Source organism: Massilia sp. Leaf139 (genome assembly GCF_001424165.1).
GTDB lineage: Bacteria > Pseudomonadota > Gammaproteobacteria > Burkholderiales > Burkholderiaceae_D > Telluria.
Window position 1 is genome coordinate 155,667 of the sequence record NZ_LMOJ01000027.1, and the last position, 10,201, is coordinate 165,867.

Here is a 10,201-nt window from a genome sequence, read left to right on the forward strand (position 1 = left end):
GCGGCGCTCAGCGCCCTGCCGCCGCGCGGTCGGCGACGATCTTCGGCGTGATGAAGACCAGCAGTTCGGTCTTCGACTTCTCGCGGCCCTGGGTCTTGAACAGGTAGCCGACCACCGGCACGTCGCCCAGCAGCGGCACCTTCGACACGCTGTCGCGCTCGGACTGCTGGTAGATCCCGCCCAGCACCACCGTCCCGCCGTTTTCGACCATGACCTTGGTCTTCACGTGCTGGGTGTTGATGGCGAAGCCGGCGCGCGTTTCTTCTCCCTTCGAATCCTTGCTCACGTCCACATCCAGCACGACGTTGCCGTCGGGCGTGATCTGCGGCGTGACTTCCAGGCGCAGGTTGGCCTTCTTGAATTCGATCGAGGTGGCGCCGCTCGAGGACGCAACCTGGTACGGCAGTTCGATACCCTGCTCGATCACGGCCACCATCTTGTCCTCGGTGACCACGCGCGGGCTGGAAATGATCTTGCCCTTGCCATCCGCTTCCAGCGCCGACAGCTCCAGGTTCAGGAAGCGGTTGTCGGCCGACGAGAACAGGGAAAACGCGATGCTCGACGGCGAGATACCGCCGATCGCCGCTGCCGGCAGGTTCACCATTGTGGTGTTGGTGTACGAATCGCCCTTGTCCGGAGTCTGCAGCGTGTCCTGGCCGACGCCGACCAGATTGCCGCCGATGGCGACGCGGTTGTTGCCGCCGATGCCGTAGCCCTGGTCGCCGCCGCGCAGGGCGCGCATGTCGTTGAAGCCGATCTTGGCGCCGAGGTTGCGCGAGAAGCCGTCGTTCGCTTCGACCAGGCGCGCTTCGATCAGCACCTGCTTCGAGGCGACGTCGGTCTTCTGGATCAGCATGCGGATGTCTTCGATCTTCGAGGCGATATCGGTCACGAACAGCTGGTTGGTGCGCGGATCGATGATCGCGCTGCCGCGCTTGGACAGCACGCGGTTGCGGTTGTCGCCGCTGGTGGCCGCGCCGTTCGCGTCCAGGCCGAACACGGTACGGAAAGCTTCGGCCTTCTGGTAGTTCAGCTGGAAGATCTCCGACTTCAGCGGCTCCAGATCGGAAATCTGCGCGCGCTGTTCGAGTTCGAGCTTTTCCTTGGTCAGCAGTTCCTCTTTCGGCGCGATCCAGATGACGGTGCCGTTCTTGCGCATGTCCAGGCCCTTCGACTGCAGGATCACGTCGAGCGCCTGATCCCAGGGCACGTCCTTCAGGCGCAGGGTCAAGCTGCCGGCGACGGAATCGCTGGCGATGATGTTCAGGCCCGAAATGTCGGCCACCGCCTGCAGCGCGGCGCGCACTTCGATGTTCTGGAAGTCGAAGCTGATCTTCTCGCCGCGGTAGCCCTGGGTGCCCTGCACCAGCTTGTTCGGGTCTTCCTTCACCGGACGCACGGCGACCACCAGCTGGGTGTCGCTCTGGAACACCGATTGTTCCCACTGGCCCTGCGCTTCGATCACCATGCGCACGTTGGCGCCGATGCTGCTGGTGGTCACGCGCGAGACCGGCGTGCCGAAATCGGTCACGTCCAGGCGGCGGCGCAGGGGTTCCGGCAGGCCGGTATTCATGAAATCGACCTGCACCTTGTTGCCGAGCTGGCGCACGTCGACGGCCACCGCATTGTTCGGCAGGTCGACCACGACGCGGCCTTCGCCGTCGTTGCCGCGGCGGAAGTCGAGGTTGCGCAGGGTCTGGCGCGGGGCCGCGGCCTGGGCCGGCGTGTCCTGGGCCGGGGCTGCGGCCGGCGCTGCCGCCGCGCCGCTGCCGGCGACCGTCACCAGGATCGACTTGCCCTCGATTGCCGTCGAATAGCTGGCCTGGCGCTTCAGGTTCATCACCAGACGCGTGCGTTCGCCGGCCTGCACCACGTTCACGCCGCGCACTTCGCCGAGGTTGATCTCCTGGGCGCTCTTGCCGGTGGCATTGCTGGTGGCGCCGAAGTCGAGCGCGATGCGCGCCGGATTCGTGATCGCGAAACCGAGCGGCAGTTTATTCGGGGCGTTCTTCATCGCGATGTTGACCACCACGTTCGCGCCCTGCTGGTTCGCACTGATCGACTCAATGGCATTGTCTTGGGCGTAGGCGGCGCCGCCCAGCGCCAGCAGCACCGGCACCAGCAGCGTTCGTACCGCGCCCTTCAGGCGATTGATTGCGAATGGGGTCATTTCCCGATCTCCTTACTTTCCTGCAATTCCAGCTTCGATATCCGCTCGACCCAATCGCCGCCCGCGTCCTGTACCATTTCCCGGATCTCCACCGCGACCGGGGTCACGCGCGTTACCTGGCCGAAGTTCTGGCCCAGGCGCTGTCCGGCGCGCACGCGATAGACGCTGCGTTCGATCTGCACCAGCGCAAAGCTGACGCCGCCCTTCTGCATCATACCGACCATCCGCATAGTGTCGAGAGGATAGTTCTCCAACGCTTCACGAGGGCGGTTCAAGTCCGGTTGCGCCGCATTCGGCTCCGGCGCCAGCGCGCCCGGCCCTGCCAGCTTGTCAGCGCTGAACGGATCCGGCGCCTGCGCCTGGTTGTAGGCATAGGGCACGAATTCCTTCGGCGCCGGCAGCGGCTTCACCTGCGGTTTTGTCTGCGCCTTGGTTTCTTCCATCCAGGTGCGCACTTCGCGCACGTCGCTGTCGCCGCAGCCGGCCAGCAGCAGGGCCGCCAGCAGCGGCAGGCTCATCTTTGTCGAGATCATGGCGCCGCGCCCTCCGCTTTCTTGTTCTTCTTCGCTTTTAGGCGCGCCGCTTTCTGGGTCGCCAGTTCGTCGGCGTCGAGGTAGCGGAAGGTCTTGGCGATCGCTTCCAGGGTCAGGCCGCCGTCCTTGCCGGTCTTCAGGCGCATGTTGTTCAGGGTGACGATGCGCGGCAGGTGGGCCATGTCGGCCGCAAAGGCGCCCAGGTCGTGGTAGTTGCCGGTCAGTTCGATGGCGATCGGCAGTTCGGCGTAGTAGTCGCGCACCACGATCTGATCCGGACGGAACAGCTGGAAGGCGAGGCCGCGGCCGACGCCCGCCTGGTTGATGTCCGACAGCAGCGCGGCCATCTCGGATTTGCTCGGCAACTGCTTTTCCAGGCGCTCGACCGACTGGTCGACCTGGATCTTCTGCGCCTGCAGCGCTTCCAGGTTCACGGCCTGCGCGATCTTGGTGCGGTATTCGTCGCGCAGCGTCGCTTCCTGGTTCGCCAGCGACTCCTGGGTTTCGAACTGTCCGCTCCAGTACAGGAAGTAGCCGAGGACGACGACCAGCGCCATCACGCCGGCTGCGCACAGCAGGCGCGGCGCCAGCGGCCACAGGCCGGGCGGGCGTCCCTGCAGGCCCTGGAATTGCGCCGACAGGTCGGCGCTCATTTGTTTCAGGTCGATGTTCATGGCTTGCTTTCTTCCGCCTTGGCGATACCGGCCAGCGGGGCTTTCCCTTTGCCTTCTTCGGCTTCCTCGGCTTCGCGGGCGCGCTTGATGTTGACCGCCAGCGTGAACTCGACCGCCTTGCGCACGATCTTGCCCTGGGTGAGCGTGGCCGCCTTCACCTCGGTGAGGTCGGGACGCTCGAGCCAGGGCGAATTGCCCGACAGGTTGCGCAGCAGTTCGGCCACGCGTTCCTGCGACTGGGCGTAACCGTTCAGGATCACGCGCTGGCCGTTCTGCTCGAAGCCGCGCAGATACACGCCGTCCGGCGTCTGGCGCACCAGTTCGTCGAACAGGTAGACCGGCTGGTTGCGATCGCCCTGCAGATCTTCGACGGCCTGCTGGCGCGATTTCAGGGCGTTGATTTCTTCCTTCAGGGTGGCGATGTCCTTGATCTTCTTGTCGAGTTCAGCGTTCTCGGTGGAGAGCACGGTGTTGCGCTGTTCCTGGATGGCGATGCGGCTGGCGTTCCAGCCGCCGACCAGCAGCACGACGGCCACGCCCAGCAGGGCGCCGAGCACCAGCATGGCGACGAAGGCCGTCTGCTTCTGTTTGCGTTTCGCTTCCCGGTGCGGGAGCAGGTTAATCCGGATCATCAGCCAAACCTCCGCAGGCCGAGGCCGCAGGCAACCAGATAGGACGGGCCTTCCGCGCGCAGCTGCGCTTCGCGCAGGCCGGGGGCCAGCAGCATGCCGTCGAAGGGCGCCACCAGGCCGGTCGGGATGCGCGTGCGCCCGCCGACCAGCTCGACCAGGCCGGGCAACTGGGCGCTGCCGCCGGCGAGCCAGATCTGGTCGATGCGGGTGTAGGGCGTCGAGGTGAAGAAGAACTGGATCGCGCGCGTGACTTCCATGGCCGCGCTTTCCAGGAAGGGCGTGAGCACGTCGGCGCGGAAGTTTTCCGGCAGGTCGCCCGACTTCTTGCGGGTTTCCGCTTCCTCGTAAGCCATGCCATAGGTGCGCACGATGTCTTGCGTGAGCGAGTTGCCGCCGAAGGGCTGCTCGCGTTCATAAATGGTGTCACCGTCCTGCAGCATCGAGACGTGGGTCATGCCGGCGCCGATCTGGAACAGGGCCACGATCTTGTCGCTGCCGGCGGGCGCGGCCCGTTCCAGCGCGGCGCGCGCGGCATAGGATTCGATGTCCATCACGGTGGCGGTCAGGCCGGCCGCTTCGGCGATCGCCACGCGATCCTCGACCTTTTCGCGGCGCGCTGCGGCCAGCATCACTTCCATGTCCTCGGGCGAATTGGCGACCGGGCCGACCACGTCGAAGTCCAGGCTCACCTCGTCGAGCGCGAAGGGGATGTACTGACTAGCTTCGGATTCGACCTGCACTTCCAGCTGATCCTCGGCCATGCCGGCCGGGAGTATGATTTTCTTGGTGATGACGGCGGCCGGCGGCATGCCGAGCGCCACGTTGCGGGCACGGGTGCCGCTCTTCTTCCAGATGCGGCGCACGGCCTCGGCCACCTGGTCGAAGTTTTCGATGTTACCGTCGACGACGGCGCCGCGCGGCAGCGCCTCGAAGGCATGGCGCTCCAGGCGCAGCACGCCCTTGCCGGCATCGGCCAGCTCGACCAGGCGCAGGCCCGACGTGCTGATGTCGAGTCCGGCGAGCGGAGGGCTCGACTTCCCGAACAAGGAACCTAGATTGATCACGAGCGTACTCCCTCAGCTGCGGCCTGGCTCAGGCCAAAATATTCAACGCCCGCGTGCGGGAAAAATCTCTGTATGAAAGCAAAACAAGACCTGTTTACCTCAGGCACTGCAGCAAATGCTAGCGAGAATAGTGCGCACCGACAAGATATTTCTACACTGGAACATTACAATCAGACGGGGACGCCACACTCCGATATCCCCTTGGTAATACCTCTTGTCACCTAGGCCACAAAGCCTTTGTCAGCCAGGCCACACCTCCTAAGGCTGAGTCCGCGCCACCGCCGAATCGAGTGACTTATAATGAGGCGGATCAATATTGTGAAACTCAGCATGAAATCTCAAACGACGAATTCTCCGGCGCCGAACAAGTTCAGCCCGAAACGCCTGTTCCTGTGGGCCATTGGCGCACTGGCGGGCCTGGCCCTGGTGGGCGTTCTGCTGGTCGTGTTCGCGCTGGCGATGGCCTACCCGAACCTGCCGGCGCTCGACACCATCACCGACTACCGCCCCAAGATGCCGCTGCGAATCTTCACCGCCGATAACGTCCTGATCGGCGAGTTCGGCGAAGAGCGGCGCACGCTGGTGCGTTTCAAGGAAATCCCGGACGTGATGAAAAAGGCCGTGCTCTCGATCGAGGACGACCGCTTCTATCAGCACGGCGGCGTCGACTACTGGGGCGTGCTGCGCGCGGCCCTGCACAACGCCACCAGCGGCTCGCGCCAGGGCGCCTCGACCATCACCCAGCAGGTGGCCCGCAACTTCTTCCTGTCGTCGGAACAGACCCTGAAACGCAAGGCCTATGAGGCACTGCTGGCCTGGAAGATCGAGAAGAACCTGACCAAGGACCAGATCCTCGAGGTTTACATGAACCAGATCTACCTGGGCCAGCGCGCCTTCGGCTTCCAGTCGGCGGCCCAGATCTATTTCGGCAAAGACCTGCGCGACATCACGGTCGCCGAAGCGGCCATGCTGGCCGGCCTGCCCAAGGCCCCTTCCGCCTACAACCCCGTCGTCAATCCGACCCGCGCCAAGACGCGCCAGCAGTACATCCTGCAGCGCATGCATTCGCTCGGCTACATCACCGACGCCCAGTTCGAGACGGCAAAGAACGAGGAACTCAAAATCAAATCCGACAGCACCGCCTTCGGCGTGCATGCCGAATACGTGGCCGAAATGGCGCGCCAGCTGGTGTACGAACAGTTCAAGGAAGACACCTATACGCGCGGCCTGAACGTGTTCACCACGATCACCAAGGCCGACCAGGACGCGGCCTACCTCGCCGTACGCCGCGGCGTCATGGACTACGAGCGCCGCCATCCTTACCGCGGCCCGGAATCGTATATCGAGATCCCGAAGGACAAGACCGAAGCCGACGAAGCCATCGAAGCGGAACTGGCCGAGAAGCCCGACAGCGACGACATCGTGGCCGCCGTCGTGCTGCAAGCCTCGAGCACGAGCGTGACCGCGGTGCTGGCCTCCGGCGAAGAGATCAAGATCACCGGGCCGGGCCTCTCCTTTGCATCGAGCTGGCTGTCCGCCAAGGCGCAGCCGAACCGCCGCATCCGCCGCGGCGCGCTGATTCGCGTGATGCAGGAAGGCGGCGCCGACTGGAAGATCACGCAGATGCCGCTGGTCGAATCGGCCTTCGTCTCGGCCAGCACCGAGGACGGCGCCATCAAGGCCCTGGTCGGCGGCTTCGACTACAACCGGAATAAATTCAACCACGTGACCCAGGCCTGGCGCCAGCCGGGTTCCTCGTTCAAGCCCTTCATTTATTCGGCCTCGCTGGAACGCGGCCTGTCGCCGGCAACGCTGGTCAACGACGCGCCGATCTCCTTCGATGCCGGCCAGACCGGGGGACAAGCCTGGGAGCCGAAGAACTACGACGCCAAGTACGAAGGGCAGATGACGATGCGCCGCGGCCTGACCAAGTCGAAGAACATGGTCTCGATCCGCATCCTGAACCGCATCGGCGCGCGCTACGGCCAGGAATACGCGACCCGCTTCGGCTTCGACGCCGAAAAGAACCCGCCGTATTTGACGCTGGCGCTCGGCGCCGGCGCCACCACGCCGCTGCAGATGGCCGGCGCCTACGCCGTGTTCGCCAACGGCGGCTACCGAATCAGCCCTTACCTGATCTCGAAGGTGACCGACAGCGCGGGCAAGGTGCTGTCGGAAGCGCGCCCGGATCGCGCCGGCATGGAAGCGAACCGCGTGATCGATGCCAGGAACGCCTACCTGATGGACAGCATGTTGAAGGACGTGGCGCGCTACGGCACCGCGGCCAAGGCCTCGCAAATCCTCAAGCGCAACGACATCGCCGGTAAAACCGGCACGACTAACGACTCGATCGACGCCTGGTTCGCCGGTTACCAGCCAAAGCTGGTCGGCATCGCCTGGATGGGTTACGACCAGCCGAAAAACCTGGGCAACAAGGAGACGGGCGGCGGCCTGGCGCTGCCGATCTGGATCGGCTACATGCAGACCGTGCTCAAGAGCGTACCGGTCGAGGAACGGCCGGTGCCGGCAGGGCTGATCATGGCCGGCGGCGAGTATTACTATGCGGAGAACCCGCCGGGCACGGGCGTGACTTCGCTCGATGGCGGGACGACGCCGGCGCCGGCGCAGCAGAAGGCGCAGGACGCGGTGAGGAACGAGTTGTTTTAAATGGGTTGAAAGAATATTTCGGCGGGTGCTCATCCGTGAAATATTCTTTCATCGATATGCAAACGGCGCGGGTAATACCGCGCCGTTTGTTTTTCGAAGGCCGTAACGCGTGGGCATGCGCGCCCTACGAACGGCGGAACAAGCTAGGGCGCGCATGCCCGCGTTAGGTACGCATCACCCCAACTTAACCGGCGCCCCACCCTGCTGCGTCGCGACATCCGATAACGCGGTAAAAAACTCGCTGTCGTCGCGCGTATTCCGCCACTCGTCGCCCACGCGCTTGTAATGGTACCCACCCGAACGCGCCGCCATCCACATCTCCTGCAGCGGCGCCTGGCTGTTGATGATGATCTTCGAGCCGTTGGCGATGAACTCGACTTCAAGCACGTTGCCGCTGCGCTTGCACTCGACGTCGACCACATCCTGGTCGTTGAGGTTGTCGAAACAGGTTTCGATGCGCTTCAGCGTCGAATCGGCCAGGTCCAAAAATTCGGATTCGGTCATGCTACACTCCAAGGTCTTGATCAAACCGTGATTCTAATCGTGAAGTCACCTTATGTGCTCCCTGCTGCGCTGGCCTTGGTGCTTGCCGGCTGCGGCCAGACCGGCCCGCTCTACATGCCGAAGCCGCCGGCCAGGCCCGTTCCTGCGGCTGCCGCCGCACCCGTGACGCCGGCCAAACCCGTCACGCCAATCGTCGGCCCCGCTTCGGACGCCGCCCCGGTGCCAGCGCAGCCGCCGACCCCGACACCCGCCAACGTCCCCGTCCAATAAGCCATACATGTCCCACTTTTCGTACCAAGACGGCGTACTGCACGCCGAGAGCACCGCTTTGCCGAAAATCGCCGAAGCTTTCGGCACCCCCGCCTATGTGTATTCGAAAGCGGCGCTGCTGGAAAACTTCGCCGCCTATGCCGACGCCTGCCGCGGCCGCGACGCCCTGGTCTGCTATGCGATGAAGGCCAATTCGAACCTGGCCATCCTCGACCTGCTGGCGCGTGAAGGCGCCGGCTTCGACATCGTCTCGGGCGGCGAACTGCTGCGCGTTATCGCCGCCGGCGGCGATCCAAATAAAGTGATCTTCTCGGGCGTGGGCAAGACCGAAGCCGAGATGCGCCTGGCGCTGGACAAGGGCATCCTCTGCTTCAACGTCGAGTCGATCCCCGAACTGCACCGCCTGAACGAGGTCGCCGGCAGCATGGGCAAGCGCGCGCCTGTTTCGCTGCGCGTGAACCCGAACGTCGACGCCAAGACCCACCCGTACATCGCGACCGGCCTGAAGGCGAACAAGTTCGGCGTCGCCTTCGACGATGCCCTGGACACCTACCGCACCGCCGCCGCCCTGCCCCACCTGGACGTGGTCGGCATCGACTGCCACATCGGCTCGCAGCTGCTGGACGACGCGCCGCTGCTGGAAGCGCTCGATAAGCTGATCGAACTGATCGACACGCTGGACACCGAGGGCATCCACCTGCACCACCTCGACATCGGCGGCGGTCTCGGCGTCGACTACGGCGTGGCCGGCGACAAGGCGCCGGTACCGGTCGGCGACTACCTGGGACGCCTGTTCGCGCGCATCGACGCCTGGGGCGCCGGCCGCGATGGCGGCCGTCCGATCAAGGTGATCTTCGAACCGGGCCGCTCGATCGTCGCCAACACCGGCGTGCTGGTCACGAAGGTCGAATTCCTGAAACCGGGCGTGGAAAAGAACTTCTGCATCATCGACGCCGCCATGAACGACATGATGCGCCCGACCCTGTACGGCGCCTGGATGGACATGCAGCCGGTGGTGCCGCGCGAGGGCGAGAAAGCCGTCTACGACATCGTCGGCCCGGTCTGCGAATCGGGCGACTGGCTGGCGCGCGAGCGCGCACTGGCCGTCGAACCGGGCGACCTGCTGGCCATGCTCAGCGCCGGCGCCTACGGCATGACGATGGCCTCGAATTACAACACGCGCGGGCGCGCGGTCGAAGTGATGGTCGATGGCGAGCAAGTGCACGTGATTCGGCAGCGGGAGAATCCGGCGGAGCTGTTTGCGTTGGAGTCGATGATCAAGTAGGCGTCGCCCTGTCGCGTTTCCCAAAACCGCGCTCTCTCATGACGGCGCGGTTTTTGTTTTTAATGAGCAGTTTTATCTGGCGCTAGATGCATCGAAGCGTCACTTGCATTTATGATGAGCTGACACTTACACTGTTTGCGATTGACGTCCGCTTTCGGCCAGAAGCAGACGTCTATGTGGTCAGCGTTGTCGAGGGCGGCGATTACTCATGAGTTTCTTTATCGGAGCACCTATGTTTAGGCAGGGATTGCCAGGAACGGTCACTGTGAGTCACGCCCTGGCCTCTTGCGCCGCCTCCTGCTTCTAAAGCAGAGAATGACCCTATGATGCTCAGAGAAAAAATTCAGGAAGCCGTCGGGGACACGTATCGATTTGGACTGTTTTACAGGTTTCCGGGAAGTC

9 protein-coding genes are annotated in these 10,201 nt (G+C 64.1%); 3 read left to right on the top strand and 6 right to left on the bottom strand.

Going from position 1 to position 10,201, the window contains the following annotated elements; genetic code table 11:
* Nucleotides 1-7: 7 nt before the first annotated feature.
* From pilQ to ASF77_RS22740, 5 genes are read right to left on the bottom strand one after another with little or no spacing between them, the layout of a single operon-like run.
* A complete protein-coding gene (gene pilQ, locus ASF77_RS22720) occupies nucleotides 8-2,170 on the bottom strand; it encodes a type IV pilus secretin PilQ (protein WP_056345271.1) in 2,163 nt (720 codons plus the stop codon).
* Complete coding sequence (locus ASF77_RS22725; RefSeq protein ID WP_056345274.1) at nucleotides 2,167-2,703, bottom strand: pilus assembly protein PilP; 537 nt, start codon at nucleotides 2,701-2,703, stop codon at nucleotides 2,167-2,169. The genes pilQ and ASF77_RS22725 overlap by 4 nt, the downstream gene beginning before the upstream one ends.
* Nucleotides 2,700-3,377: a type 4a pilus biogenesis protein PilO gene (locus ASF77_RS22730; RefSeq protein ID WP_056345277.1), complete on the bottom strand. Its 678-nt coding sequence runs from the start codon at nucleotides 3,375-3,377 to the stop codon at nucleotides 2,700-2,702. The genes ASF77_RS22725 and ASF77_RS22730 overlap by 4 nt, the downstream gene beginning before the upstream one ends.
* Complete coding sequence (locus tag ASF77_RS22735) at nucleotides 3,374-4,009, bottom strand: PilN domain-containing protein (RefSeq protein WP_056345279.1); 636 nt, start codon at nucleotides 4,007-4,009, stop codon at nucleotides 3,374-3,376. The genes ASF77_RS22730 and ASF77_RS22735 overlap by 4 nt, the downstream gene beginning before the upstream one ends.
* Nucleotides 4,009-5,073 carry a pilus assembly protein PilM gene (locus ASF77_RS22740; protein ID WP_056345282.1) on the bottom strand — a complete coding sequence of 355 codons (1,065 nt, stop codon included), beginning with the start codon at nucleotides 5,071-5,073 and terminating at the stop codon, nucleotides 4,009-4,011. Before ASF77_RS22740 ends, ASF77_RS22735 begins: the two co-directional genes overlap by 1 nt.
* 330 nt (nucleotides 5,074-5,403) lie before the next feature.
* On the opposite strand from ASF77_RS22740, the gene ASF77_RS22745 reads away from it, so the two are divergent.
* Nucleotides 5,404-7,740, top strand: coding sequence for a penicillin-binding protein 1A (locus tag ASF77_RS22745; protein ID WP_056345286.1), 2,337 nt, complete (start codon nucleotides 5,404-5,406; stop codon nucleotides 7,738-7,740).
* Between the two features lie 174 nt (nucleotides 7,741-7,914).
* Here the strand turns inward: ASF77_RS22745 and cyaY are convergent, their stop codons facing one another.
* Nucleotides 7,915-8,244 carry an iron donor protein CyaY gene (cyaY, locus tag ASF77_RS22750; RefSeq protein WP_056345289.1) on the bottom strand — a complete coding sequence of 110 codons (330 nt, stop codon included), beginning with the start codon at nucleotides 8,242-8,244 and terminating at the stop codon, nucleotides 7,915-7,917.
* A gap of 39 nt (nucleotides 8,245-8,283) precedes the next feature.
* Here cyaY and ASF77_RS23910 point away from each other — a divergent pair, with 39 nt between their 5' ends.
* Both ASF77_RS23910 and lysA read left to right on the top strand, forming a co-directional pair.
* Nucleotides 8,284-8,514: a lipoprotein gene (locus ASF77_RS23910; protein ID WP_229445551.1), complete on the top strand. Its 231-nt coding sequence runs from the start codon at nucleotides 8,284-8,286 to the stop codon at nucleotides 8,512-8,514.
* A 7-nt stretch (nucleotides 8,515-8,521) separates the two neighbouring features.
* The gene (gene lysA / locus ASF77_RS22755; protein WP_056345292.1) at nucleotides 8,522-9,799 is read left to right on the top strand and encodes a diaminopimelate decarboxylase; all 1,278 of its coding nucleotides are present in this window, start codon (nucleotides 8,522-8,524) and stop codon (nucleotides 9,797-9,799) included.
* Nucleotides 9,800-10,201 lie beyond the last annotated feature (402 nt).